The organism is Bradyrhizobium dasycarpum, assembly GCF_042019905.1.
In the GTDB taxonomy this organism is placed as follows: Bacteria; Pseudomonadota; Alphaproteobacteria; order Rhizobiales; family Xanthobacteraceae; genus Bradyrhizobium; species Bradyrhizobium japonicum_B.
The window spans coordinates 3462123-3487055 of sequence record NZ_CP169574.1 but is presented as its reverse complement, the minus strand read 5'-3'; the positions used below and the strand labels follow the sequence as shown (position 1 = coordinate 3487055).

The 24933-nt window shown below is 66.2% G+C and carries 22 protein-coding genes and 2 pseudogenes; 15 read left to right on the top strand and 9 right to left on the bottom strand.

Going from position 1 to position 24933, the window contains the following annotated elements; genetic code table 11:
* Positions 1–124 precede the first annotated feature (124 nt).
* Together ACETMP_RS16805 and ACETMP_RS16800 are read left to right on the top strand one after the other, a co-directional pair.
* Positions 125–1406: pseudogene (locus ACETMP_RS16805) on the top strand (aspartate aminotransferase family protein).
* A 70-nt stretch (positions 1407–1476) separates the two neighbouring features.
* A pseudogene (locus ACETMP_RS16800) lies at positions 1477–2741 on the top strand (D-amino acid dehydrogenase).
* Between the two features lie 118 nt (positions 2742–2859).
* On the opposite strand, the gene ACETMP_RS16795 reads toward ACETMP_RS16800, so the two are convergent.
* Complete coding sequence (locus tag ACETMP_RS16795) at positions 2860–3504, bottom strand: helix-turn-helix domain-containing protein (RefSeq protein WP_375157062.1); 645 nt, start codon at positions 3502–3504, stop codon at positions 2860–2862.
* 179 nt (positions 3505–3683) lie between these two features.
* On the opposite strand from ACETMP_RS16795, the gene ACETMP_RS16790 reads away from it, so the two are divergent.
* The 4 genes from ACETMP_RS16790 to ACETMP_RS16775 are packed head-to-tail and all read left to right on the top strand — an operon-like array spanning position 3684 to position 7165.
* Positions 3684–4442: an ABC transporter substrate-binding protein gene (locus tag ACETMP_RS16790; RefSeq protein ID WP_375161810.1), complete on the top strand. Its 759-nt coding sequence runs from the start codon at positions 3684–3686 to the stop codon at positions 4440–4442.
* 45 nt (positions 4443–4487) lie between these two features.
* A complete protein-coding gene (locus ACETMP_RS16785) occupies positions 4488–5141 on the top strand; it encodes an amino acid ABC transporter permease (RefSeq protein ID WP_375161809.1) in 654 nt (217 codons plus the stop codon).
* Entirely contained in the window at positions 5138–5869 is a 732-nt protein-coding gene (locus ACETMP_RS16780; protein WP_375161808.1) for an amino acid ABC transporter ATP-binding protein, read from the top strand. The genes ACETMP_RS16785 and ACETMP_RS16780 overlap by 4 nt, the downstream gene beginning before the upstream one ends.
* Positions 5870–5881: 12 nt before the next feature.
* Positions 5882–7165 (top strand): NAD(P)/FAD-dependent oxidoreductase, encoded by a 1284-nt coding sequence (locus ACETMP_RS16775; protein WP_375161807.1) that lies wholly within the window; start codon positions 5882–5884, stop codon positions 7163–7165.
* A gap of 54 nt (positions 7166–7219) precedes the next feature.
* Here the strand turns inward: ACETMP_RS16775 and ACETMP_RS16770 are convergent, their stop codons facing one another.
* Both ACETMP_RS16770 and ACETMP_RS16765 read right to left on the bottom strand, forming a co-directional pair.
* Entirely contained in the window at positions 7220–7447 is a 228-nt protein-coding gene (locus ACETMP_RS16770) for a hypothetical protein (protein WP_375161806.1), read from the bottom strand.
* A gap of 156 nt (positions 7448–7603) precedes the next feature.
* Positions 7604–9193 carry a gamma-glutamyltransferase family protein gene (locus ACETMP_RS16765; RefSeq protein WP_375161805.1) on the bottom strand — a complete coding sequence of 530 codons (1590 nt, stop codon included), beginning with the start codon at positions 9191–9193 and terminating at the stop codon, positions 7604–7606.
* 115 nt (positions 9194–9308) lie between these two features.
* On the opposite strand from ACETMP_RS16765, the gene ACETMP_RS16760 reads away from it, so the two are divergent.
* Positions 9309–10082 carry an enoyl-CoA hydratase-related protein gene (locus ACETMP_RS16760; RefSeq protein WP_375161804.1) on the top strand — a complete coding sequence of 258 codons (774 nt, stop codon included), beginning with the start codon at positions 9309–9311 and terminating at the stop codon, positions 10080–10082.
* Positions 10083–10276: 194 nt separating this feature from the next.
* Here the strand turns inward: ACETMP_RS16760 and ACETMP_RS16755 are convergent, their stop codons facing one another.
* Together ACETMP_RS16755 and ACETMP_RS16750 are read right to left on the bottom strand one after the other, a co-directional pair.
* Positions 10277–10453 carry a hypothetical protein gene (locus tag ACETMP_RS16755; protein WP_375161803.1) on the bottom strand — a complete coding sequence of 59 codons (177 nt, stop codon included), beginning with the start codon at positions 10451–10453 and terminating at the stop codon, positions 10277–10279.
* 9 nt (positions 10454–10462) lie between these two features.
* Positions 10463–10696: a DUF6894 family protein gene (locus tag ACETMP_RS16750; protein WP_028134617.1), complete on the bottom strand. Its 234-nt coding sequence runs from the start codon at positions 10694–10696 to the stop codon at positions 10463–10465.
* A gap of 207 nt (positions 10697–10903) precedes the next feature.
* Here ACETMP_RS16750 and ACETMP_RS16745 point away from each other — a divergent pair, with 207 nt between their 5' ends.
* The 4 genes from ACETMP_RS16745 (at position 10904) to ACETMP_RS16730 (ending at position 16179) form a co-directional block, all read left to right on the top strand.
* On the top strand, positions 10904–12976 hold the full coding sequence (locus ACETMP_RS16745; protein WP_375161802.1) for a PQQ-dependent sugar dehydrogenase: 2073 nt from the start codon (positions 10904–10906) through the stop codon (positions 12974–12976).
* The gene (locus ACETMP_RS16740; protein WP_375161801.1) at positions 12933–13874 is read left to right on the top strand and encodes an SMP-30/gluconolactonase/LRE family protein; all 942 of its coding nucleotides are present in this window, start codon (positions 12933–12935) and stop codon (positions 13872–13874) included. The genes ACETMP_RS16745 and ACETMP_RS16740 overlap by 44 nt, the downstream gene beginning before the upstream one ends.
* A gap of 140 nt (positions 13875–14014) precedes the next feature.
* On the top strand, positions 14015–15040 hold the full coding sequence (locus ACETMP_RS16735) for a histone deacetylase family protein (RefSeq protein WP_375161800.1): 1026 nt from the start codon (positions 14015–14017) through the stop codon (positions 15038–15040).
* 188 nt (positions 15041–15228) lie between these two features.
* A complete protein-coding gene (locus tag ACETMP_RS16730) occupies positions 15229–16179 on the top strand; it encodes a DUF6492 family protein (protein WP_375161799.1) in 951 nt (316 codons plus the stop codon).
* Positions 16180–16191: 12 nt separating this feature from the next.
* On the opposite strand, the gene ACETMP_RS16725 is transcribed toward ACETMP_RS16730, so the two are convergent.
* Positions 16192–17259, bottom strand: a complete 1068-nt coding sequence (locus tag ACETMP_RS16725) for an endo-1,4-beta-xylanase (protein ID WP_375161798.1) — start codon at positions 17257–17259, stop codon at positions 16192–16194.
* 297 nt (positions 17260–17556) lie between these two features.
* Between ACETMP_RS16725 and ACETMP_RS16720 the strand changes: the two genes are divergently transcribed.
* Entirely contained in the window at positions 17557–18993 is a 1437-nt protein-coding gene (locus tag ACETMP_RS16720; RefSeq protein ID WP_375161797.1) for a lipopolysaccharide biosynthesis protein, read from the top strand.
* A 239-nt stretch (positions 18994–19232) separates the two neighbouring features.
* Positions 19233–20780 (top strand): L,D-transpeptidase, encoded by a 1548-nt coding sequence (locus tag ACETMP_RS16715; protein ID WP_375161796.1) that lies wholly within the window; start codon positions 19233–19235, stop codon positions 20778–20780.
* A gap of 27 nt (positions 20781–20807) precedes the next feature.
* Here the strand turns inward: ACETMP_RS16715 and ACETMP_RS16710 are convergent, their stop codons facing one another.
* The 3 genes from ACETMP_RS16710 to ACETMP_RS16700 all read right to left on the bottom strand — a co-directional run bounded on the left by ACETMP_RS16710 (position 20808) and on the right by ACETMP_RS16700 (position 23535).
* Positions 20808–21620, bottom strand: coding sequence for a class I SAM-dependent methyltransferase (locus ACETMP_RS16710; RefSeq protein ID WP_375161795.1), 813 nt, complete (start codon positions 21618–21620; stop codon positions 20808–20810).
* Between the two features lie 129 nt (positions 21621–21749).
* The gene (locus tag ACETMP_RS16705) at positions 21750–22289 is read right to left on the bottom strand and encodes a VOC family protein (RefSeq protein WP_375161794.1); all 540 of its coding nucleotides are present in this window, start codon (positions 22287–22289) and stop codon (positions 21750–21752) included.
* A gap of 238 nt (positions 22290–22527) precedes the next feature.
* The gene (locus tag ACETMP_RS16700) at positions 22528–23535 is read right to left on the bottom strand and encodes a Bug family tripartite tricarboxylate transporter substrate binding protein (protein WP_375161793.1); all 1008 of its coding nucleotides are present in this window, start codon (positions 23533–23535) and stop codon (positions 22528–22530) included.
* A gap of 159 nt (positions 23536–23694) precedes the next feature.
* On the opposite strand from ACETMP_RS16700, the gene ACETMP_RS16695 reads away from it, so the two are divergent.
* Complete coding sequence (locus tag ACETMP_RS16695) at positions 23695–24393, top strand: TetR/AcrR family transcriptional regulator (protein ID WP_375161792.1); 699 nt, start codon at positions 23695–23697, stop codon at positions 24391–24393.
* Positions 24371–24931, top strand: a complete 561-nt coding sequence (locus ACETMP_RS16690; RefSeq protein WP_375161791.1) for a carboxymuconolactone decarboxylase family protein — start codon at positions 24371–24373, stop codon at positions 24929–24931. Before ACETMP_RS16695 ends, ACETMP_RS16690 begins: the two co-directional genes overlap by 23 nt.
* Positions 24932–24933 lie beyond the last annotated feature (2 nt).

The window sequence follows — 24933 nt, the reverse complement described above, 5'->3', positions numbered from 1 at the left end:
TGCGGCGCACCAGAAAAGGACTTGTTGCGCATGCCAAGCCGTGCCTCTGCTATGACGTCAGCAAAGGAGCGCGGCCGTGACCCTTCATCAGATTCCGAACACTATCAAGACCGACTCGTTCTGGATGCCGTTCACGGCCAACCGGCAGTTCAAGAAGGCGCCGCGCCTGTTCTCCTCGGCCGAGGGCATGCACTACACCACCGTCGACGGCCGCAAGGTGATCGACGGCTCCGCCGGCCTCTGGTGCGTCAATGCCGGCCATGGCCGCAAGCAGATCGCCGCCGCGGTCGAGCGCCAGCTGATGACGCTGGATTTCGCGCCGTCGTTCCAGATGGGCCATCCGCTGGCATTCGACTTCGCCGAGCGGCTCGCCGAGATCGCGCCTAAGGGCCTCGACCGCATCTTCTTCACCAATTCCGGCTCCGAGTCGGTCGACACCGCGCTGAAGATCGCGCTGGCCTATCACCGCGCCACCGGCCAAGCCAGCCGCACCCGCCTGATCGGCCGCGAGCGCGGCTATCACGGCGTCGGCTTCGGCGGCACCTCGGTCGGCGGCATGGTCGCCAACCGCCGCGCCTTCACCACCCTGCTGCCGGGCGTCGACCACATCCGCCATACCCACGACCTCAGCCGCAACGCCTTCGCCAAGGATCAGCCGGAGCATGGCGCCGAGCTCGCCGACGATCTCGAGGCGTCTGGTCGCCCTGCATGGCGCCGAGACCATCGCCGCCGTCATTGTCGAGCCGGTGCCGGGCTCGACCGCGGTGCTGCCGCCGCCGAAGGGCTATCTGCAGCGCCTGCGCGAGATCTGCGACAAACACGGCATCCTCTTGATCTTCGACGAGGTCATCACCGGCTTCGGCCGCCTCGGCACGCCGTTCGCCGCCAATTTCTTCGGCGTCACGCCGGACCTGATGACGACGGCCAAGGGCATCACCAACGGCACCATTCCCTGCGGCGCGGTGTTCGCGAGCCGCAAGGTGCATGACGGCATGATGGTCGGCCCGGAAAACATGATGGAGCTGTTCCACGGCTACACCTATTCGGCGCATCCGACCGCCTGCGCCGCCGGTATCGCCACGCTCGACATCTACAAGGACGAGGGCCTGCTCACGCGCGGTGCCTCGATGGCCGAATATTGGCGCGATGCGCTGCATTCGCTCAAGGGCCTGCCGAACGTCATCGACATCCGCAATTGCGGCCTGATGGGTGCGGTCGAGCTGGCGCCGCGCGACGGCGCCGTCGGTGCGCGCGGCTATGACGTCATGGTCGACTGCTTCAACACCGGCCTTTACCTGCGCATGAGCGGCGACAGTTTCGCGATGTCGCCGCCGCTTATCGTCGAGAAGAGCCATATCGACCAGATGGTCTCGATCCTCGGCGACGCCATCAAGAAGGTGGCCTGATAATTGCTCTCGCCGTTGCGAGTTGTGTCCTTGCAGCGGCGAGCGTGATGCCGCGGGAGTTTGACGAAGCGTGAAAGTTCTGATCCTCGGCAGCGGTGTCATCGGTGTCACCTCTGCCTACTACCTCGCACGTGCTGGTCATGAGGTGACGGTCGTCGACCGTCAGCCCGAGCCGGCGCTGGAGACGTCCTTCGCCAATGCCGGTGAGGTGTCGCCCGGCTATTCCTCGCCCTGGGCCGGCCCCGGCGTGCCGGTGAAGGCGGTCAAGTGGCTGTTGATGAAGCACGGCCCGCTGGTGATCCGGCCGAAGCTCGATCCCGTGATGTGGGTCTGGCTGCTCAAGATGCTGCGCAACTGCACCAGCGCGCGCTACGCGGTCAACAAGAGCCGGATGATTCCGATCGCGGAATACAGCCGCGATTCCTTGCGCCATCTGCGCCGCGACATCGGCATTCAATATGACGAGCGCGCGCAAGGCACGCTGCAGCTGTTCCGCTACCAGGCCCAGCTCGATGGCACCGCCGAGGACATCGCCGTGCTCAAGCAATATGGCGTGCCGTTCGAGGTGCTGAGCCGCGAGGGCTGCATCGCGGTCGAGCCGGCGCTGGCAGGCGTCAAGGAGAAGTTTGTCGGCGGCCTTCGCCTGCCGCAGGACGAGACCGGCGACTGCCACATGTTCACGCAGGCGCTGGCCAAGCATGCCCAGGCGCTCGGCGTGCGCTTCATGTTCAACACCTCGATCGACCGCATCGTCACCGAGGGTGCCCGCGTCAGCGGCGTTGCGACCAGCGCCGGGCTGTTGCAGGCGGACGCTTACGTGCTCGCGCTCGGCAGCTGGTCGTCGCGGCTCGCAGCGCCGCTCGGCATCTCGCTGCCGGTCTATCCCGTGAAGGGCTATTCGATCACGGTGCCGATCAGGACGCCTCCGGCGCGCCGGAATCGACCGTGATGGACGAAAGCTACAAGGTCGCGATCACGCGATTGGGCGATCGCATCCGCGTCGGCGGCACCGCGGAGATCTCCGGCTATTCGGACAAGCTCTACGATGCGCGCCGCGCCACGCTGGATCATTCGCTGACCGACCTGTTCCCGCGCGGCGGCGATCTCGCCAAGGCGACATTCTGGAGCGGCCTGCGTCCGATGACGCCGGACGGCCCGCCTGTGATCGGCCGGACGCATTACGCCAATCTCCACCTCAACACCGGCCACGGCACGCTCGGCTGGACCATGTCCTGCGGCTCAGGCCGCGTGCTCGCCGACATGCTCTCGGGCAAGAAGCCTGAGATCGACGTCAGTGCGCTGTCGGTGGAGCGGTACAAGCACCGGTTTGGGTGATTGACGCTGTCATTCCGGGGCGCCTCGAAGAGGCGAACCCGGAATCTCGAGATTCTCAGGTGCGCAATTGCGCACCATAGTTCGATGCTGCGCATCGCCCCGGAATGACAGCAATTGGCTACCCCGCTCCCGTCACGCAATTCACCCACAGCACGACGGACTTCGCATCCTGCGCCGGGTTCGAAAACCGATGCGGCCGCCGGCTGGCGAAGCGGAAGCTGTCGCCGGTCTTCAACGACCAGGTCTCGCTGTCCACCGTCAGCATCATCTCGCCTTCGAGCACGAGGCCGGCTTCCTCGCCGTCATGGGTGTAGAGTTCATCCCCGGTGGAGCCGCCGGGCTCCAGATGCACCAGGAACAAATTGAGCTTGTTGTCGGCGCTGGCCGGGCTCAGCAGCTGCTTCGACACGCCGGTGCGCCACAGCTTCAGCTCCGGCCGCTGCTGCCCGCGCGTCACCACCTGATCGGAGGCGCCGTCGGCGCTCGGGCTGGCGCCGAACAATGCGGCGATGCCGACGCCGAGCACGTCGGCGAGCGTCGCCAGCACCCGCAGCGACGGCGAGGACAGCCCGCGCTCGATCTGGCTGAGAAAGCCGATCGACAGCTCGGTGCGCGCCGCGACCGTCTCCAGCGAGAATTGCCTGACGCGCCTGAGATCCCGGATGCGGCGGCCGACCGCGACGTCCATCGCGGGCTCCGCCGGTTTGGTCACGGCCTTGGACTTCGCCCGCTTCGCCGGCTTCGTAGCGGCCGGTTTGCGCATTCTCTTGCCACCGCTCACGTCAAACCGCTTCCTTCATGTGCATGAAAACCGCTTGCATCGTCAGCGAAAGTGTGACCAAATTTTCATATTGGTGAAAATAGGCCGAAACGGCGCGGCCCGCAACGTCTGATCACGACATGCGCGAGCGCCGCCACCGGCCGGGTCCAAAGGGGGATGCGATGAAGCGTTTTGGTCTGGCCGCGATCGCGGCACTCGCACTTGCCACCGTCGTGCCGGCTTCGGCGCAACAGGTGCTGAAGGTCGGCTCGACGCCGACGGGCATTCCCTTCACCTTCCTCGACACCAAGACCAACACCATCCAGGGCATCATGGTCGATCTCATCACCGAGGTCGGCAAGGACGCCGGCTTCAACGTCCAGATCGAGCCGATGCAATTCTCGGCCCTGATCCCGTCGCTGACCTCGAGCAAGATCGACATCATTGCCGCCGCGATGTTCATCACGCCGCCGCGCAAGGAGGTCGTCGATTTCTCCGACCCGATCTACAGCTATGGCGAGGGCCTCGTGGTGCCGAAGACCGACACCAAGGCCTACGCCACGCAGGACGACCTGAAAGGCGCGACGGTCGGCGCCCAGGTCGGCACCGCCTTCGTCGACGCGTTGAAGAAGACCGGCCTGTTCGCCGAGGTGAAGGCCTACGACACCATTCCCGACATCCTGCGCGACGTGAACACCGGGCGACTCAAGGCCGGCTACGCCGATTATCCGATCCTCGCCTACAATCTGAAGCAGGGCGGCTTCCCCGAGGTGCGCCTGGTCGACGGCTACAAGCCCGTCACGGTCGGCTCGGTCGGCATCGGCGTCCGCAAGGGCGAGGCCGCGCTGCTCGGCAAGATCAACGCCTCGCTGGCGAAGCTGAAGGCCAACGGCACCATCGAGAAGATCCTGGATAAATGGGGCCTGAAGGCCCAGGGTTGATCCAGAGGTGCTGATCGTCAGCGACGGATCGATGAAGGCTGCGCGATGAAAGGCTTCTGGCACGACGCCGCCGAATTCTTCCCGATCCTGATGAGCGGCGTCGCGCTGACGATCGTCGTCACCATCGGCTCGCTGCTGCTCTCGACGGTGCTCGGCCTCGTCTGGGCGATGATGCGGGTGTCCGGCATCAAGCTGCTGACGATGCTCAGCGCCAGCCTGATCAACGTGATCCGCGGCATCCCGATCATCGTGCTGCTGTTCTATCTCTACTTCGTGATGCCCGAACTCGGCGTCACGTTGTCGGCCTTGCAGGCGGCGATCCTCGGGCTCGGCATCGCCTATTCGGCCTACCAGGCGGAAAACTTCCGCGCCGGAATCGAGGCGATCGACAAGGGCCAGATCGAGGCGGCGCAGTCGATCGGCATGGGCTGGTGGCTCACCATGCGCCGCGTGGTGCTGCCGCAGGCCGTGCGCATCGTGCTGCCGCCCTACGGCAACGTCATGATCATGATGCTGAAGGATTCCTCGCAGGCCTCCACCATCACGGTCGCGGAGCTCGCGCTGCAAGGCAAGCTGATCGCATCCTCGACCTTCAAGAACACCAGCGTGTTCACGCTGGTGGCGCTGATGTATCTCACCATGAGCATTCCGCTGATCCTCTTGGTCCGTCACTTCGAGAAGCGGGCCGGCAAGCGATGATCGAGCTGAACGACGTCCACAAGAGCTTCGGCAAGGTCGAGGTGCTCAAGGGCATCACGGCCTCCGTCGAGAAGGGCGAGGTGGTCTGCATCGTCGGCCCCTCCGGCTCCGGCAAGTCCACCATCCTGCGCTGCATCAACGGGCTGGAAAGCTACGATCGCGGCGAGATCAGCATCGAGGGCTTGAAGGTTGACCGCGAGGCGCCGTCGATCGTGAACATCCGCACCCAGGTCTCGATGGTGTTCCAGCGCTTCAACCTGTTCCCGCATCGCACGGCGCTTGAGAACGTGATCGAGGGACCGCTCTTCGTGAAGAAGGAGCCGCGTGCGCAGGCGCTGGAGCGCGGCCGCGCCCTGCTTGCCCAGGTCGGCCTCGCCGAGAAGGCCGATGCGCATCCGCCGCAGCTCTCCGGCGGTCAGCAGCAGCGCGTCGCGATCGCGCGGGCGCTCGCGATGCAGCCCAAGGCTATCCTGTTCGACGAGCCGACCTCGGCGCTCGACCCTGAACTGGTCGGCGACGTGCTCGGCGTCATGCGCAAGCTCGCCGACGACGGCATGACCATGGTCGTCGTCACCCACGAGATGGGCTTTGCCCGCGACGTCGCCGACCGCGTGCTGTTCATCGACGGCGGCGTCATCGTCGAGCAAGGGGCGGCCAGGACCGTCCTCAATCAACCCCAGCATCCGCGGACGCAGGATTTTCTCCGCCGCGTGCTGCATCCGCTCTGACCGGTCCTCGCCATGTCGCGCCTGCCTCTGCCGCCCTCGCTCTATGCCGACACCGCCGTCGCGCCGGTGGCAACGCCGCCGCTCGACGTCGACAAGAATGTCTCGATTGCGATCGTCGGTGGCGGCTACACCGGCCTTTCGACCGCGCTGCACCTGGCCGAGCAGGGCGTCGAGGCCCTGGTGCTGGAGGCGCAGGAGCCGGGCTGGGGCGCGTCCGGTAACAATGGCGGCCACACCAATCCCGGCTTGAAGCACGACCCCGATCAGATCGAGGCCGATTTCGGCCCCGAGCTCGGCCGCCGCATGATCGCGTTCGCCTACGGCACCACCAACTTCACCCATGATCTGATCCGCCGTTACCAGATCCCGTGCGAGGCAAGGCAGAACGGCACGTTGCGCGCGGCGTACAACGAGGCGAGCGCCGCGGCGATCGAGAAGACAACGCAGCAATGCATCCGCCGCGGCATGCCGGTGACCTATCTGAACCGCGAGCAGCTCCGCGCGATGACCGGCACCGACCGCTACATCGGCGCCATGCTGGACACGCGCGGCGGCGATCTGCATCCCCTCAGCTACGCCCGCGGTCTCGCGCGCGCCGCGATCTCGGCCGGCGCGAAGGTGCATGGCGAGACGCCGGCGCTGTCGCTGCGCCGCGAGGGCAGCCGTTGGCGCATCGAGACGCCGCGGGCAATCGTGCATGCCGACAAGGTGCTGCTCGCCACCAACGGTTTCACCGGGGATCTCTGGCCGGCGCTCCGCCGCACCATCGTGCCGGTGTTCTCCTCGATCGCCGCCACCGCGCCGCTCTCCGATGCGGTGGCTCGCTCGATCATGCCGACCCGTCCGGTGCTCTACGAGAGCGGCCACATCACGGTCTATTACCGCATCGATCAGGACAATCGTCTCCTGATGGGCGGCCGCGGCCCCATGCGCTGGATCAAGTCGCCGTACGATGTTGCCTATCTCATGCGGTACGCGGAGAGACTATGGCCGCAGCTCAAGGACGTTGCCTGGACCCACGGCTGGAACAGCCGGCTCGCCATCACTGGGGATCACTACCCTCATGTGCATGAGCCGGCCGAGAGCGTCCTGATCTCGCTCGGCTGCAACGGCCGCGGCGTTGCGCTCGCGACCGCGATGGGCGCACAGCTCGCGCGCCGGCTGATCGGCGGCGCCAGGGCGGAGATCGACATGCCCATCACCGGCATCAAGCCGATTCCGATGCACGCGTTCTGGCCAGTCGGGGTAACGACCGCCGTGATCGCAGGCCGGGTGCGGGACCGGCTCGGCATATGAAGACGGCGCCGCCCGATCAGGAGCGGCGCCATGCATTATGTTGGATATAGGATGTCAGCAGCGGCCCTGCTTCCACAGGCCGGGCGGACAGCTGTGACCGCGCCAGCCGACCTTGCGACCATGGTACCATCCGAACGACTTGCCATGGTGATGATGGCCCATCGAATGACCGTGACCATGGCCATGACCGCCGCCATGACCGCCCTTGGCCAGTGCAGGGCCTGTCAATGTAAACCCGGCCGCGATGATCAGCGACGCGGCGAGCGCAAGTTTCTTCATCATGTCCTCCACTGGGGCGAGCGCATTTGTCCGTTGAGCGAACGAACCGTGCCTAGCTAAGTTCCCCGCGAATGTGGAGGAGTCATGATGCTCGCCTGGATGCGTAATCGCGCGACAGCTCAACGCGCGCTGGCAGAATCGCGCGGCGATCCCTCGCACTCAGCCTTCCGCCACCGCGTCGGCCCAGGGCTGAAAGATCTCGACCGCGCCGAAATTCGTGTCGCCCTCGCGCATCACCACGCTCGGGCAGGCGAATTTCTGCGGCAGCGTCTGCACGCGGGTCTCTTCATAGTCGAAGCGCGCGGCCAGGGTCTTGCGCACGTCCTCCGGCAAACGGGCATCGCCGATCACCACCGCGCCTTCGCTGGCATCGATGCGCGGCTGATGGATCGCGGCGTCGAGATCCATGCCGTAATCCATCGCAAACGACACGAGCTGCAGCACCGACGGCAGGATGCGGCGGCCGCCGGATGCGCCGACCGCGAGGCGCTTGCCGTCCCTGGTCTCGGCGATGACGGGCGTGTAGTTGCAGAGGCAGCGCTTGCCGGGCGCGAGCGAGTTGGTGGTGCCGGGCGTCGGATCGAACCACATGATGCCGTTGTTCATGGCGATGCCGGTGTGCGGCGTCACATATCGCGAGCCAAAGGACGAGAGCAGCGTCTGCGTCACCGCGGCGATGTTGCCGTGGCGGTCGACCACGGAAAAATGCGTGGTGCAGGCCGGCGCCAGATATTCGGCACCGAGCGAGCGTTTGCCGTCGGCATCGCCCATGTCCTTGAGCCGCTCGCGGAAGGCCGCCTGCAGAGCGAGTGCATATTCGGCATAGGCGGCCGCGTCCGGCGCGCCTGCCGGCGTCAGGCTCTGCTGCAGCAGGCGCAGCGCGTGCGCCATGGTGGGCCCGGCCGTGAGCTCGGGCGTCGCATACACCTTGCCGCCGCGATACGGGATCGCCAGCGGGTCGCGCACATGCGCGCGGAACGCGGCGAGGTCCTCGACCGACAGCGAGCCGCCGTCAGCCTTGATGTCGGAGGCGATGCTCCGGGCGAGATCGCCCTGGTAGAAGTCGCGCGGGCCGGTCTCGGCGAGATGCGCCAGCGTCGCCTTCAGCGTGGCCTGCGGCAGCCGCGTCTCGGCCTTGATGCCCCAGGGCGCGGTCGGCGGCAGGCCGTCCTTCAGGAACGCCGCCGCGCTGGCGGGATAGCGCCTGAGATCGGCGGCCGAGCCCGAGATCGTCACCGTGGTCCACCAATCGACCAGCAGGCCTTCGCCGGCAAGCGCGGCTGCCGGCGCGACCAGATCCTTCCACGGCATCTTGGCGTAGCGGCGATGCGCCTCCTCCATCCCGGCGACGACGCCGGGCACCGCGATCGAACCGGGACCGTGGATGTTGCGATCGTCCTTCACCCGCGGCCACGGGAAGAGATCGGACGCGGCGCCTTCGCCGCTGAGCGGATAGTCGGCGACGCGCAGGCTCTGCGGCGCGCACATGCCGTAATCGATCACCTCATAGCGATTTTCCTTGGCGCGGTAGAGCACCATCGCACCGCCGCCGCCGATGCCGCTGTTCCAGGGCTCCAGCACGTTCAGCGCCATGGTCGTGGCCACGACCGCGTCCACGCAGTCGCCGCCCGCCGCCAGCACCTGCGCCCCGACTTCGGCCGCCCGCCGCGATTGCGAGGCGACGATGCCGCCCTTGGACGTGACGGCGGGTTTGCGGACGATCTGGTTGAGGCTGAACTGATGAGGCATGATGTCGTCTTGATGTTCTGAGCTGGCTTCGCTGCGCTGACTTGCTCCGCGATTGGCGAAGCCCGCGGACAATGGCACATTGCAGCCAACGAGAACATCCAAAGGGAGGCGCGACATGGCTGGTGTGAAAAGGGCGCGGGATGGCGCGGTCGGAATCCTGACGCTCGACGAGCCGGCGAGCCTGAATGCGATGACGCCGGATCTGCTCGGCGCGCTCGCCGCCGCCATCGGCGAGATGTCGCAGGACGAGACTATTCGGGCCCTGATCCTGACCGGCGCGGGACGTGGCTTCTGCTCGGGACAGAATCTGAAGGCGTCGGAGGCGCTCGGCGAAGATATCGCGGCCGGCGTCATGCGTTTCTACTGGCCGGCCTTCAAGGCGCTCCGCGGGTGCCGCGTGCCCGTCGTCGTCGCCGTGAACGGGGTGGCGGCCGGCGGCGGCTTCAGCCTCGCCATGGCCGGCGACATCATCGTCGCGGCGCGGTCGGCCAGCTTCATCCAGGTGTTCAGCCGCATCGCGCTGGTGCCCGATCTCGGCTCGACCTGGCTGCTGCCGCGGCTGATCGGCCGGCAGCGCGCGCTCGAGCTGATGCTGCTGAACGAGCCGCTGACGGCAGAGCGTGCCCAGGAGATCGGCCTGGTGCGGCAGGTCGTCGACGACGCGAAGCTGATGGACGAGGCGCTTGCTTTGGCGCGCCGGCTCGCCGAGGGCCCGACGCGCGCTTTGGTGGCGACCCGTCTGCTGATCGAGGAGAGCGAGCATGCGACCTACGAGGCGCAGTTCCGCCGCGAGATCGAGCTTCAGGCGGTGATCCGCAAGAGCGCCGATGCGGTCGAAGGCCGCAATGCCTTCGTCGAGAAGCGCAAGGCGAGGTTTACGGGCAGGTAGGGCAGGAGCGCGCTTGTCCCCCAGCCGTCATGCCCGGGCTTGTCCCGCCTGCGCGGCCGAAGCCGCTTCGGCGAGGCGAAGGCCCGGGCATCCACGTCTTCGTGTCCGCATCTCCAGAACGTGGATGGCCTGGACAAGCCCGGCCATGACGAAGGAGAGACGGAGACTAACGAGAAGCAGCGGAGACCGCAGCGTCACAGCCCGCGGTTCAGCCGGCTGGCCTGATACTTGGCGCGCCATTTCGGGCCGGGCCCGCGCATATAGTGGAGCTCGGGGCGGTAGGGGTCGCCGGCGACCCTGACCAGCGTCTGCCATTTGGCGGCGACGAAGCTCAGGGGGTGGCGAAGGAGGCTCAGGGAAGCGATCAACATGGCATCACCTCAATGCGGCTTGCCAAGCATGGCGGTGAAGGGGAGATCGAAAATCTCCTCGCCGTCGTCATCGCTGACATGGATCACCCAGTCGCGCCAGTCCTCGTTGCTCGGCGTCAGGATCATCGACCGCATGATCTGAGAGGCATGGTCGCGCGCCTCGGTCAGATTGGAGACGGCGGCGCCGTAGCGGTCGATCAGCGTGCCCTCGGTGTTGGAGCAGTGAAAATAGACCTGGACCATATGCGCCTCCTGGCGGAGCAACTGGGATGGCAAAGCGATACCACCTGACGCCTTCGCGAAACATTCGGGTTGAACCCGGTCAGGGAAGTTACGGATATTGGTCGGCCCCAAGGTCGTTACAGGTTTAATCACAGGCGGGTGATGTTGAACTGGACGGCATTTCCACGGCATGGAACAGCTTTTTGCAGGGAAGTCCGGGAGGCCGCTGTGAGCTATTTCACATCTCAGCGCGAACGCCGAAGGCTGCACGCATGTGCGGCGGCCTTGGCGGCGGTGCTCGGGCTTGGCTCGGTGGTGTCATCGGAGCCGCTCCGCCGCAGCGGCTATGCGGTCGGCACGGACATCTGTGGCAACGGCGATTTCGCTTTCCCCAGGATCCAGATCGACATGAAGGCCGGATTTTGCGCCGGGCTCGTTGCCAGCGAGGAGGATCGCCTCAAGTTTCCGCGCGCGATCGTCCAGGTGCCGGGCGGCGAGCTGTTCGTGGTGGCCGACATGGGCGGCTGGGGCCACGGCGACGGACGGCTGCTGCTGCTCGATCCGCGCGCGCCGCAGGGCGGGCGGCTCAAGGAGCTTCTCGCGGGAATCGAATATCCCTTCGGCCTCGCGATCGGCCCGGACAACAAGCTCTACGCCTCGACCGCCGAGACGATCTTCCGGTTCGATCCGCTCGCCGACAATCCGCGCGGGACGGTCGAAACCATCATCCGTCACTTGCCCGGCCGCCGGATCAAATTGCCCGGCGGCACCAGGCTCGAGGAGAGCGCGCATCCGCTCAAGCCGTTCGTCTTCGACAGGAACGGGCGGCTGTTCGTCAATGTCGGCTCGCACAGTGACGACTGCATCACGCCGGCTCCGATCACAAGGCCTTGCGCGGCGGCCGAGGGCGCTGCCGCCCTGGCCTCGATCTGGCTGTTCGCGCCGCCCGCGGGCGGTGTCTTCCCGGCGCTGAATCCTGGCGATCCCGATCCGCCGCACACCGTCTATGCGCGCGGCCTGCGCAACTCGATGGCTCTGGCGCTGCATCCGAATTTCCCCGATGCCGGCTACGCCTTCCTGCAAGGCGAGAACAGCCGCGACCTGCCCGATATCTTCAAGCCGAACGAGGAGATCAACGCGATTGTGCAGGGCGGGCATTATGGCTGGCCCTATTGCTACGACCTGTCGACGCCGAGCCCTGAATTCAGAACCGTGCTGCAATCCGGGCCCTACAAGTCGTTTTGCACGGCAGGCGCGCTCTACAAGCCGCCGCTCTCGCTGCTGCCGCCGCACGGCGCGCCGCTCGCGATGCTGTATTATCGCGGCGGCAAATTCCCGGAGCTGGAGGGCAAGCTGCTGGTCGGCCTGCACGGCTATCGCCCGACCGGCAGCCGCGTTCTCGTCTACGACCTCGACGACCGCGGTTTCCCGAGGCCAAGCCCGGCACCGGTGCGCTATCACGTCAGTTGTGCGGCCGAGCCGACGCGCAGCTTTCGGACCGAGGCCGGCGAAGTCGCCGCCGCGCCGTTCGACGAGCTGATCGCGGGCTGGCACCGCGTCAACGGTGCGCGGCCGCAAGGCGCGCCGGTCGGCATGACGGTCGCCGAGGATGGCGCGATCTGGCTGGTCGAGGACAAGAACCGCAGCGTGATCCGCATCGACCGTGCCGCGGGAGATCCGCCGCCACCGCTGCCGTGCGACACGCGCAGCGAGGCGATGATCGACCAGCTTGCGGCCTTCGTCGCCCAGAACGCGCAGAACAGCGCCCGGCTGACCACGCTGCGCAAAGGTCTCGTCGAGCGGCACTGCCTCGGCTGTCATTCGGATTTCGGCTTGAAGCCGGGGCAATCGGAGGCGGAGAAGGACGGCGCTGTGCTCCGCTTCATGCTCGCGCAGGACGGCTGGATCTATCCGGGCGACCCCGCGTCCGGCAGGCTGCGCACGCGCCTGCGCGGCATCGGCGCGGAGAAGCTGATGCCGCCGGGCGGCGAGAGCCTGCCGAAGACCGAACCCGGCTATGCGCGCCTGCTCGACACCATGGACCTGCTTGTTGCGAAGATGGTTCCGGGCGGGCGGATGCGGATCAAGCCCGGCCCGCCGCAGCGCAAGTTCTTTGGCAAGACCGGCAAGGAATGCGGCGAAATACCGGCTGGGAAGGTCGTTGTCGTGACACAAAGCAGCGCTGTAGACAAACCCGGCTTCAGCCGATTCTTCCGGCCGGCCGACCCCTACCTGAACGGCGAGTGCACCGACGGCGATGGCTATTACATCCGGCAGGAATTTCTGGTGCCTGTGCAGTAGCGTCCTCCTCGCCCTTGCGACGGCTTCCGCGCGAGCGGAGACGAAGCTGTTCGAAAGCGCGCAGGTGACGCCCGCCGGCGAATACACCTTCGGCATCGAGGGCCCCGCGGCGGACCTCGACGGCAATCTGTTCGTGGTCAATCTCGGCAAGCCCGGCACCATCGGCAGGCTGCCCGCGGGCGGTACGGCGTCGGAGCCGTTCACGGCACTGCCCGAGGGCAGCATCGGCAACGCCATCCGCTTCGATCGCAGCGGCACCATGTTCATCGCCGACTACAAGAAGCACAACATCTTCGCGATCCCGAAGGGGACGACCGCGCCGGCCATCTGGTTTCACTCCGACGAGATGAACCAGCCCAACGACATCACGATCGCCCGCGACGGCACGATCTATGCGAGCGATCCGAACTGGAAGGGCAGGGAAGGTCACATCTGGCGGATCGCAAGAGCCGCCGACGGCACGGTGCAGGGACAGCCGATGACGTCACCGCGCGCGATGGGCACCACCAACGGCATCGATCTCAGCCCCGACGGCAAGACGCTCTATGTCGGGGAATCCAGCAACGGCCAGATCTGGTCCTATGCCATCAACGGCACCGAGCTGACGGCGGCAAAGCTGGTCAAGACATTCCAGCCCGACACCGTCGACGGCTTGCGCACCGATATTGCCGGCCGTCTCTATGTCGCCCGCATCCTCAAGGGTACGATTGCGTTGCTGAAGCCCAATGGTGCGGTCGAGCGCGAGATCGCACTCAAGGCCAAGGAGCCGACCAACCTCGCCTTCGGCGGCAGCGACGGCAAGACCGTCTTCGTCACCCAGCGTCAGGGCGGCTTCATCGAGTCCTTCCGCACCGACCAGCAGGGCCGCGAGCACTGCCTGCAGCGCGGGCGCTGCTGAGAGCGAGCCGCCTGGGGACGGTCTGCTTCCATCAGTAGAACAGCGGCGCCGTGCGGCATTCTTCTTGCTTGCATCTGGCCGCCGCGGGGATCAAGACTTTCGTGGCACGTCGAGAGAATCTGCGACCACGGAGTGTTTGAGTGAAAGCCGTCCATACCGAACTGCACCGCAGCCACGATCCGCAATTCTTCCTGGTTCGCGGCGTCGTCAAGCGCACCACCGAGCAGCCGGAGCGCGCCGACCGCCTGCTCAAGGGGTTGAAGGACGGCAAGCACCAGCTGATCGAGCCGACCACCTTCGGGCAGGGGCCTCGCGCGCGCATTCACAGCCCGGAATATCTGACGTTCCTGAGCGAAGCCTGGGACGCCTGGACCGCGCTCGGCGATTCCGGCCCGGAGATGATCGGCAACATCCATCCGGTGCGCCATGCCGCGACCTATCCCACCCACATCGTCGGCAAGCTCGGCTGGCACACCGCCGACACCGCGGCGCCGATCGGGCCGGGCACGTGGGCGGCCGCCTGTGCCGCAACCGACGTCGCAGTTACCGCGGCGCAGATGGTGATGGACGGCGAGGACGCGACCTACGCGCTGTGCCGTCCGCCCGGTCACCACGCCTATCGCGACATGGCCGGCGGCTTCTGCTTCCTCAACAACAGCGCGATTGCCGCAGGCCATCTGCGGCAGAAGCACGAGCGCGTCGTCATCCTCGACGTCGACGTCCATCACGGCAACGGCACGCAAGGCATTTTCTATGCGCGGCCGGACGTCTACACGGTGTCGATCCACGCCGATCCCATCGCGTATTATCCCTATGTGTGGGGCTATGCGCACGAGCGGGGCGAAGGTCCGGGCCTCGGCACCAATCTCAACATTCCCCTGGCGATCGGCACCGGCGACGACGGCTACATGCAGGCGATGGAGCTCGCACGCAAGGCGATCGAATCCTTCGCCCCCGGCGCGCTCGTCATCGCGCTCGGTCTCGATGCCTCCGAACACGATCCGCTGAAGGGACTGGCCGTCACCACGCCGGGCTTCCGCCGCATCGGCCAGGCCATCGCCAGGATGGGCCTGCCGACCGTGTTCGTCCAGGAGGGCGGTTATCTCTCGGATATTCTGGGTGCGAACCTGACCTCGGTGCTGGCCGGCTTCGAAGAGGCGAGGTGAGGTCTCTGTCGGGTCGGTCGTCATGCCCGGGGCTTGTCCCGGGCACGCGCCGCCGCGAGCGACGAACGCTCAACCCGCTTTAGCTCGAGACCTGTGCTTGTTTCGCTTTACCTTGATTCAGATCGTGAGTTTCCCCCGTCTTCCGGCGCGGCTATGAGTGCGGCCTGATGGCCATTTGAGCGCGCTCCATGCATTCCGTTGCCCTGCTGACCGCCAGCTATGCCAAGGATATCGAACGCTTCTCGCTGCTCAGCGAGAGCATCGACACCTGGCTGACGGGATACACGCGGCATTATGTTCTCGTTAACGATGAGGACGTGCCGCTGTTCGAGCGCTTCGCGTCCGACAAGCGGGTCATCGTTCCGGCCTCGCGCTACCTGCCGAAATGGCTGTTCGCCCTGCCCCCGGCGCTTCAATTCATCAGCAAGCGGCGGGTCTGGCTGTCGCTGCTGTCGTCCCCGGTGCACGGCTGGCACATCCAGCAGATCCTGAAGATCGCCGGCGTTCTCAACGCGCCCGAGCAGCGCGTCTGCATTCTGGATTCCGACAATCTGTTCTTCCGCGAATTCGACGTTGGCCAATATGCCGGCGCTGAGAAGACGCCGCTGTTCGTCACGCCGAAGGACATCGGCGCCGACCACCCGCTGCATGGGCTGTGGTTGCGGACGGTCGATCAGCTCCTCGGCATCAAGGACCGCTCCTTTCCCGCCGACGATTATGTCGGCAATGCCTTGGTCTGGGACAAGGACACCGCGCGCGCGATGACCGCCGCCATCAAATCGGCGACGGGGCTGAACTGGGTCCTGGCGCTGTGCCGGAAGAAGAAGTTCTCGGAATACCTGATGTACGGCCATTTCGTCGCGAGCTCGCCCGCGCATCTGGCCAATCACCGGGTCACGGAAGACAGCATCGCGGTCTCGCATTGGGACGACACGCCGCTCGACCGTCCCGCCATCGAAGCCATGATGCGCGCCGCTTCGCCCGAGCAGGTCGCGCTCTGCATCCAGTCCTATTCGTCGACCTCGGTCGACGACATCCGCGAGGTGTTTCGCCTCTCGTCGCGCGATCGCCGGGCTCCGGGCCTTGCACCCGATCACATCGACGACGCGGCCGCCTTCGTCGCGCCGAAGACGCGCTGAGATCCGGCGCCTTCAGGCGTCTTTCGTGAACTTGCTGATCACGTCCAGGAATGGCTTCGGCTTAAACTCGCCGTCGAGCGGCAGCGGGCGGTTCGGCTGCTTGTCGGCGCGGGCGAAGGTGCCGTTGATCCAGCTGTAGCGATCCGAAAGTCCCCAGGTCAGGATCGATCGCACCGGGCCGCTGGTCGAGATCGCCGTCAGCAGGTCGTCGACGCGCTTGGCGACGATGGCGTCGCGCTGCGCAGGACTTCCCGCCAGCTTCTGGTCGTCGACGTCGAGCTCGGTGACGAGCACATCCAGTCCCCACGAGCGCAGCTCGGTGACGAATTCGGCGAGGCCGTGGGTGTCGATCTCGAGCTCGGCATGCAGATGCGATTGCAGGCCCACGGCGTGCAGCGGCACGCCCCGGTCGAGCAGGTCCATGATGAGATTGCGATAGGCCGCGCGCTTGGCGATGAACGAGTCCTTCGCCGACTCGATGTCGTATTCGTTGATCGCGAGCTTGACCGATGGATCGGCCGCGGCGGCGGTGCGGAAGGCCAGCGGAATCCAGCTCTGGCCCAGATGCTGCGTCCAGAACGTGTCGCGCCGGTCCTTCGGACTGCGCGGGTTGTCCGGGATCGGCTCGTTGACGACGTCCCACGACGTCAGCTTGTCCTTGTAGTAGGAGACGACGGTGCCGATGTGGTCGACATAGGCGCGCTCGACGCCTCTTGTGTCCTTGATCTGCTTGGTCCAGTCCGGAATGTCGTGATACCAGGCGAGCGCGTGGCCGCGCATCGTCAGGTCGTTGTCGCGCGCGAAATTCAGGATCGCGTCGGCGCGCTCGAAATTGAACGTGTGGGCGTTCGGCCGCAGCATCGGCCATTTCAGCTCGAGCACCGGCACCACCTGCGTGCAATAGGTGCTGATGGCTTCGCCGAGCCTGGGATCGGCCTGCAGGTCCCAGAGCGTGGCGGCCGCGCCAAAGCCGGGGCGGCGCTGCGCAAGCTTCGACGCCGGGGCCGCGGATGCCGTTGCTCCCGCCGCCAGGGCTGCGGCGCCGCCGAGGAGGAATTCGCGTCTGTCGAGCCTGGTCACGGCAGTCCTTTTCGAGCCAACGCAGCATCGTACCAAGCGGGGAGCTGCGACGCCGGGATTTTGCCGTGTTGGGTTAACCCCTGCCGTTTGCCGGCCATAGCCTCGCATGATGACGTTCAGGGAAGGCCAAATTTAACGCTAACGCGCGAAAGCGGCTTGAAGGCTTCATTTGCCGCCCGATCTGCGCACTTATGTGACAATCTTGAGCGATGTTGCGGCGCAGTTCGTTCGCCTCGCCGAGGTCCCATTGATTAACGGCCGCCACACTCGCAAGACCGCCCACGGTCCCGTGCTCGCATGCTGAACCGCCATTTCTCGATCTATCTCGTCGCCTACATCCTGCCCGCGGCGGTGGGCTTCTTCGCGGTCACGGCCTATACGCGGCTCCTCAGCCCGGCGGAGTACGGCGTGTATGTCGTCGGCATCAGCCTCGCCGGCATTCTGGGCGCGATCTTCTTCGCCTGGATCAAGCTGTCGGTGTCGCGCTATCAGGCGATGTCGGCGGAGGTGGATTTTCGCGGCACGGCGATGGTGGCCTTCGCCCTCACCGCGGCCGTGCTCTGCGCCACGACCCCCTTGGTCTTCCTGGTCCGCAGCGACGTCAGCGTCGAGCTGCTGCTCGCCAGCATGTTCGTCGCGATCATGGCCAATGCCGTCGATGTCGGCCAGGAGTTCGAGCGCGCCAAATTGCGCCCCTACCGGTTCGCCGCGATCTCGATCGTGCGCAGCGTGTCGAGCGTCGGGTTCGGCCTGATCGCCATCTGGCTCGGCTGGGGCGGATTGGGGCTGCTGGCCGCGTTCGGTCTGGGCTCGCTGACCGGGATCATCCTGAACCTGGTCGGCGACCGCACCAGGATCGCACGCTTCCAGCGCAGCCAGTTCATGCAGCTGGCGCGCTACGGCCTGCCGCTGACGCTGGCCGGATTGTCGGTCGCGGTCTATTCGGCCTGCGACCGGCTCATCGTCGCCTACCTGCTCGGCAAGGACGCCGCCGGCATCTTCGGCGTCGCGGCCGACCTGCCGCGCCAGTTCATGGTCATGATCGCATCCAGCGTTGCCGCTGCCACCGTGCCGCTGGTGTTCCGGTCTTTGTCCGAGAACGACGCCGCAGCGACGCGGGAGCGCTTGACCGAGAGCCTCGAGCTCCTGCTCGTCGTGGTCACGCCCGTTGCGGTCTGGCTCGCGCTTGCGGCGGACCAGGTTGCCGGCACGCTCGTCGGCGTCGACTTCCGTGCCGGCGTGTCGGCACTGCTGCCGACCCTGGTGCTCGCCCGCTTGTTCGGGATCGCCAATCAGTTTTACGTGCAGATCAGCTTCCAGCTCGCCGAGCGGCCCTTCATGCTGGCGGCGCAGTCCTTCCTCACTCTGGTCGTCAGCGTGGTGCTGATGGTCGTGCTGGTCGCCGGCTACGGCATCTACGGCGCGGCGCTGGCGACGCTCGCGACCGAGGCGATCGGTTTGCTCGTTGCAATCGCCCTGATGCATCGCGCTCATCCGGTGCCATTCGACTTCAACCGGCTCGCCGGGGTCGCGGTTTCGGCCGCGGCGATGGCCGCCGCCATCCTCGTTGCGCGTTCTCAGGCCGGCGGCACGGGCCTCATCGCGCTCATCATCGTCAGTCTGGCAGGCGGCCTCGCTTATGCCCTCGCGGCCTGGCTCCTCAACGTCGCCAATGTCCGGACGCTGTCGCTGCGGTTCCTGCGGAGCTTCAACCGTAGGGCTCTCGGCGTCTGAGCGGCGTCCTCGCTCGCGGGCAGAGCGGACATTCTGCCGCAGTGACTGGTGCCAGCTTCGGGCCAGCCCCGGCCGCAACCGACCTTCCGCCGGCTCGGGCCATCGTATATGAGGGATTTGTTGCCGGGCCGTGCCGAATATCGCCACAGACGGAACGTAAGCCGGCTGCGATTTCTTAATTCAATGATCGCAATCTGAGACATGATCGGCACAGGCCGGCATTTTCGACCGAGGATGGCATGAACAACCGACTGACCACGGCGCAATCCACCTGGGCAATGCGGTGTTGGGGCCTTCCCGGAATTGTGACGCTGGCGGCGGTGGCCCTGCTTGCGACGGTCGCGCCGGCGACCGCGGCCAAGCAGGCGCGCCAGGCGGCCGAGGCGGTGGCGCCGCGGCAGGCCGGCGACCCGATCATGGCAATCGTGTCGATCAAGAGCCAGCAGATCACTTTCTACGATGCCGAGGGCTGGATCGTGCGCGCGCCGGTGTCCACCGGCACCACCGGTCGCGAGACGCCGGCCGGCGTCTTTGCCATCCTCGAGAAGAACCGGGAGCATCGCTCGAGCATGTATGACGATGCCTGGATGCCGCATATGCAGCGCATCACCTGGAACGGGATCGCGCTGCATGGCGGACCGCTGCCCGGCTACGCCGCCTCGCACGGCTGCGTGCGGATGCCGTTCGGCTTTGCCGAGAATGTGTTCGACAAGACCTATATCGGCATGCGCGTGATCGTCTCACCGCACGACACGGTCCCGACCGATATCTCTCATCCCGCACTGTTCGTGCCGAAGCCGGAGGCCATCGCGGCAGCGCCCCGCGAGGCCGATAAGCTCGCCGTCGAGGCGGAGGAGGCGACTAGGGCCGCGGACGAGACGAAGAAGGCTGCTTCCGTCGCCGCCAAGGAGGCTGCCTCGCTCCCCGCCGCGCTGCGCAAGCTGGAACAGCAGAAGGCCCGCGCGGATGCCGAGCTCGCCTTCGTCGACAAGACGCTCGCGAACGCCAAGACCGATCAGGCCCGCGCCAAGGCCGAGGAGCTGAAGCAGAAGGCGGCAGCCAAGGCCGCCGACGCGGCGACGCAGCTCGATGCCGCCAAGGCCGCCGCGCTGCCGAAGCGCGATGCCGTGGCCGCGACGAAGGAGGCCGCAAAGGCTGCTGCGGCCAGAAAGGCTGAAGCCGTCAAGGCCGCGACCGACGCGAAGCTCGCAAGCGAGCCGGTCTCGGTCTATATCAGCCGCGCCACGCAGAAGCTTTACGTGCGGCGGAACACGCACAAGCCGGCGCCCGACGGCGGCGGCGAGGTGTTCGACACCAGCATCGAGGTCCCCGTCACGATCCGCAACCCCGAGCAGCCGATCGGCACGCATATCTTCACGGCGATGGCGAAGACCGATGCGGGCCTGCGCTGGAGCGTGGTCACGATCGAGAACGGCGACGAGGCCCGCAACGCCCTCGACCGCATCACCATCCCGCAGGACGTGTGGGATCGCATCGGGCCGACCGCATTGCCGCGCTCCTCGATCGTCATCTCGGACGAGCCGCTGAGCAGCGAGACCAATTATCGCACCGAGTTCGTCGCGGTGCTCAGCAACGAGCCGCAGGGCGGCTTCATCACCCGCAAGCCGACCGCGCCTGCCATGATCGCGAGCGACGACGGCTGGGACAACGGCTTCGGCTTCTTCTTCCAGCAGCGCGATCCCTACGTCCAGCAAGGCAATCCGCGCCGCCGCAGCCAGTATCAGTACTATCAGCCGGCGCAGCCGATGCAGCGCGGCTTTTGGTAGGGAAGCCGGGCTGCCTGCGGCGCAGGCTTATGGCCGCGCCGTGATCACCAGGGCCTGGATCTTGGCTTCGACCGGTCCGGAGCCATGGCGCGCGCGGATCGCAGCGGCGACAGCGTCCGTCGCGGCCTGAAGATCGCCGCCGGTTCTCGCCTCGATTTCGCCGCGCAGCGGCGTACCCTGGCAATAGGCGACCGCCACGAGGTCGGGCGACGGGGCGCGGCTGGTGGCTGCCAGCGTTTCGATCGAGACGTTGCCGAAACCGGCGCGTGCGAGATCGGCCCGTATGATCGCCTGGTCGAAATAGCCGTGCGGTGTCCGCGTTATGAAGCGGGGCGGATCGTCGGGAAACAGCTTGCGCAGGGCGGTCGCTGCGTCATCGGCGAACACGTTCTCCTCGATGCGGTCCCAGACATTGAAGAGAAACGTGCCGCCCGGCTTCAGGACGCGCTTTGCTTCCGAATAGCCCTTGACGCGGTCCGGAAAGAACATGGCACCGAACTGGCAGCAGACCACGTCGAACTCGGCGTCGCCGAACGGAAGCGCCAACGCATCCGCCTGGCGCCAGGAGATGCGATCATCGCCGGCCTGACGCTGCGCCGCGATCGCGAGCATCGGCTCGTTGAGGTCGGTCGCAACGTAGCGGACGTCGCGCGGCAAAGCCGCCGCCACGGCGCGCGTCACGGCGCCGGTGCCAGCCGCGATCTCGAGCAGCGCGGAGGGTGAGAGCGCAGCGACGCGTCTTGCGATGTCGCCGGCGTAGCCGGCGAAGATCATCGGGACGAGATGCTCATCGTAGAGCTTTGGGATGGAGCCGGCGAAAACCTTGTCAGTGTCGGACATGCTTGCCTCGCTGAAGGTTCGGACGTCAGCTCCGACCTTATCACGGATGCGCCGGCGAGGATGTGAAATAGACCGCCTCAACGCGGCGTTGCGCTCTCAGCGAACATCGGCGAAGTAGGTCATCGCGCCTTACGATTTCCCGCCGCCGACCTCGCGGATCGGCCGGGTGCCGTCCCAGGTCAACGCCGCCTGGCGGACGCGCTCGAAGAACGGTCCCTTGGTGCCGCTGATGTCCGAGATCTCGATCACCGTGCCCGGATGGGCCTGCGTGTCGAAATAGGCAAAGCGTCCGCGCTCGCCGCCGATCTGGCCCTCATGGCCGATCCTGTAGCCAAGCCCGAGCGCCTTGTCGTAGAGCGCCTGGTAATCGTAGCTCCAGTACGACATGTGCTGGAGCCCTTCGTGGCCGGCGTCCAGGAACTCCTTGTACAGCGAGGGCGCGTCGTTGCGCTGCTGGATCAGCTCGATCTGGAGGTCGCCCGAATTGGCCAGCGCGATGCTCATCTCGACGGCAGAGTCCTGGCCGCGATGGCGGAACCAGTCGGTCTTGACGCGGTCCATGTAGTACCAGGGTCCGACGCCCATCACCTCGATCCAGTGCTTCATCGCGGCGTGGATGTCCCGCACCACATATCCGTTCTGGCGCACCGCGCCGAAGATGCGGCTCATGTCTGCGCTCCTGTTCTCGATCTATTTCATTGCTACGGCAGCGGAAGACTGGAGCAGCGGAAGACTGGAGCAGCGGGAGACTGGCGCACGAGCACGGCCTCATGGTTCGAGACGCCCGCCTTGCGGGCTCCTCACCATGAGGGTCCGATATCTCGCCGAGAAACGAGACCTCATCCTGAGGGCCCGCCAACGGCGGGCGTCTTGAAGGATGGCCGCACGCGAGCTGCTAGCCACTCACTCACTTGACCTCGATGCCGGCGTCCTTGGCGACCTGCTTCCAGGCCGAGATGTCGCGGGCGTTGATGTCGCGCTGCTCCTCGCCGGGCACGAATTGCGGCGTGATGCCGAGCGCGAGCAGCTTCCCCTTCACCAGATCATCGCCGAGTGCCTCCTTCAGCGCCGCCGACAATTTCTGTGCGATCGGCGGAGCAAGGCCTGCGGGCGCATACATCGCCCAGGACAGGTTGCGGTCGAACGGCACGCCCTGCTCCTTGTAGCTGGCGACGTCAGGCAGGCTCGGCGAACGCTCGCCGCAGGCGGCCAGCGCCTTGATCGAGCCGTCCTTCACCAGCGGCGTCGCGGTTGCGACGTCGAGCGTCGCCAGCGAGATGTGGCCGCCGAGCAGGTCGCCGGCCAGCTTTGCGATGCCGTTGAACGGCACGTGATCCATCTTGATGCCGGTCTGCTGCATCAGGATTTCGGCACAGAACTGCCCGGTCGAGCCGACGCCCCAGCTGCCGTATTGGACCGGCTCGCCCTTCTTGGCCAGCGCGACCAGGCCCTTGATGTCATTGGCGGCAAAATTCCTGGTCGCGACCAGCATGATCGAGGAGGTGCCGACGCGGCCGATGGTGGTGAAATCCTTGATCGGATCGTAGGGCAGCTTCGGATAGATCGCCGGGGCCAGCACATGCGTGGTCATGCCGCCGACGGTGATGGTGTAGCCGTCGTTTGCAGATGTCGCGACCATCTGCGTGCCGAGCGTGCCGGCCGCGCCCGTGTGGTTCTCGATATAGATGCTCTGTCCGAGCGTCTTGCCCATCCTGTCCGCAAGCAGCCGGCCGACCACGTCGCCGCCGCCGCCGGCCGCATAGGGCAGCAGCATCTTGATCTTGTGGGTGGGGTAGACGGCCGGATCCTCGGCGTATGCGGGCGCTGCCGCGGGCAGGATCAGCAGTGATGATGCGACGAGGCGAAGCGTCACGATGACTTGCCGCGCGGGCAAGAAGCTGGCGAGGCGTGCCATGGCGTTGTCTCCCAATTGCTCTCCGCTTATCGGACGGAGTTGAATGCCACCCGCGCGCGGACTTGGTGCTGCGTCGCGGTCGACGATCACTCGAAAAGCCGAAACGAACGATCGTTCGTACGGTTGACTAGCGAACGATCGTTCGTTAGTCAAGCCGACATGGTTGTCCCGACCTCCAAAGCTGCGGATGCAGCCGTCCCCACGACGCGCGAGCGCATCCTCGCCGAAGCGCTCAACCTGTTCGCGCAGAGCGGCTATGGCGGCGCTTCGATGCGCGAGCTCGCGCGTCGCGTCGGCATCCGCGAGAGCAGCCTCTACAACCATTTTCCCGGCAAGGCCGCCATCCTCGAGGCGATCGTGGCCGAGCACGGTCCGGCAAGCTCGGCGAGCCGGCTGGAGGAGCCGCGCTACAAGCAGCTCGCGCGCCAGCCTGCCGCGTTCTGCCGCCAGTTCGCGCTCGACCTGGTCGAGCAATGGTCGGACCCGCGCGAGCACCAGTTCCAGAAGGTCATCACCGCCGAGCGCAACCGCGTCCCCGGCATCCGCGCCAAATTCGCCGATCATTTCTACGCGCGCGAAGAGAGCCTGATGACGGCCTATTTTCGCGGCTTCGCGCTGGCCGGCCTGGTGTCGACGCCGGATCCGCGCGAGACCGCGCGGCTGTTCGCGGCAGGCCTGATCTACATTCGTCTCGAGCATTACGTGATGGGCGCAGCGCCTTCGCCGCGGGCGAAGGTGCTCGAGGCGATTGACCGCTACCTCGACTTCTTCCTGTCGCTGATCGCGGCAGGGAACAGTGCGGACAACAAGAAACGAAAGCCAAAGGGAGAGAACCGTGGCAAGGCTGCCTCTGATTGATCCGGAGACGACGCGCGGCGACATCCGCGCCTCGTTCGACCGCATGCCGGTCAAGCTCAACATCTTCCGTATGATGGCCCATGCCGAGGCCAACATGATTCCGGCGATGCGGCTCGGCAATTCGATCCTGCACAAGCAGAAGCTCTCGTCCGTCAACCGCGAGCTTCTGATCCTCCAGGCCGCGCAGCTCGAGGGCGGCGCCTATGAATGGCGCCAGCACGTACCGATCGCGCTCGGCGTCGGCTGCACGCGGGCTCAGGTCGATGCGGTGGAGCGCGGCGACTACGATGCGGACGCGCTGAATGAGGCGGAACGCGCTTTGCTGAAGTTCGGGCGTGAAGTCGTCGAGAACGTCCGTGTGCCTGAGGCCATCTTTGCCGCCGCGCGAAAACACTTCAGCGACCAGGAGATCGTGGAGTCCATCGTCGCGCTCGGCTTCTACATGATGATGGCGCGCCTCACTGAAGCGACCGAAACGGATCTCGATCCCGCCGCCGGCATGGCGGTCTATGACGGCGGCAAGAAACAGGGCGGCTGAGG

Coding starts and splice junctions, on each gene's coding strand:
- ACETMP_RS16795 (WP_375157062.1), bottom strand. CDS start 3,504: ATGCGCAAACCGGCCGCTACGAAGCCGGCGAAGCGGGCGAAGTCCAAG.
- ACETMP_RS16790 (WP_375161810.1), top strand. CDS start 3,684: ATGAAGCGTTTTGGTCTGGCCGCGATCGCGGCACTCGCACTTGCCACC.
- ACETMP_RS16785 (WP_375161809.1), top strand. CDS start 4,488: ATGAAAGGCTTCTGGCACGACGCCGCCGAATTCTTCCCGATCCTGATG.
- ACETMP_RS16780 (WP_375161808.1), top strand. CDS start 5,138: ATGATCGAGCTGAACGACGTCCACAAGAGCTTCGGCAAGGTCGAGGTG.
- ACETMP_RS16775 (WP_375161807.1), top strand. CDS start 5,882: ATGTCGCGCCTGCCTCTGCCGCCCTCGCTCTATGCCGACACCGCCGTC.
- ACETMP_RS16770 (WP_375161806.1), bottom strand. CDS start 7,447: ATGATGAAGAAACTTGCGCTCGCCGCGTCGCTGATCATCGCGGCCGGG.
- ACETMP_RS16765 (WP_375161805.1), bottom strand. CDS start 9,193: ATGCCTCATCAGTTCAGCCTCAACCAGATCGTCCGCAAACCCGCCGTC.
- ACETMP_RS16760 (WP_375161804.1), top strand. CDS start 9,309: ATGGCTGGTGTGAAAAGGGCGCGGGATGGCGCGGTCGGAATCCTGACG.
- ACETMP_RS16755 (WP_375161803.1), bottom strand. CDS start 10,453: ATGTTGATCGCTTCCCTGAGCCTCCTTCGCCACCCCCTGAGCTTCGTC.
- ACETMP_RS16750 (WP_028134617.1), bottom strand. CDS start 10,696: ATGGTCCAGGTCTATTTTCACTGCTCCAACACCGAGGGCACGCTGATC.
- ACETMP_RS16740 (WP_375161801.1), top strand. CDS start 12,933: ATGGCTATTACATCCGGCAGGAATTTCTGGTGCCTGTGCAGTAGCGTC.
- ACETMP_RS16730 (WP_375161799.1), top strand. CDS start 15,229: ATGCATTCCGTTGCCCTGCTGACCGCCAGCTATGCCAAGGATATCGAA.
- ACETMP_RS16720 (WP_375161797.1), top strand. CDS start 17,557: ATGCTGAACCGCCATTTCTCGATCTATCTCGTCGCCTACATCCTGCCC.
- ACETMP_RS16715 (WP_375161796.1), top strand. CDS start 19,233: ATGAACAACCGACTGACCACGGCGCAATCCACCTGGGCAATGCGGTGT.
- ACETMP_RS16710 (WP_375161795.1), bottom strand. CDS start 21,620: ATGTCCGACACTGACAAGGTTTTCGCCGGCTCCATCCCAAAGCTCTAC.
- ACETMP_RS16705 (WP_375161794.1), bottom strand. CDS start 22,289: ATGAGCCGCATCTTCGGCGCGGTGCGCCAGAACGGATATGTGGTGCGG.
- ACETMP_RS16700 (WP_375161793.1), bottom strand. CDS start 23,535: ATGGCACGCCTCGCCAGCTTCTTGCCCGCGCGGCAAGTCATCGTGACG.
- ACETMP_RS16695 (WP_375161792.1), top strand. CDS start 23,695: ATGGTTGTCCCGACCTCCAAAGCTGCGGATGCAGCCGTCCCCACGACG.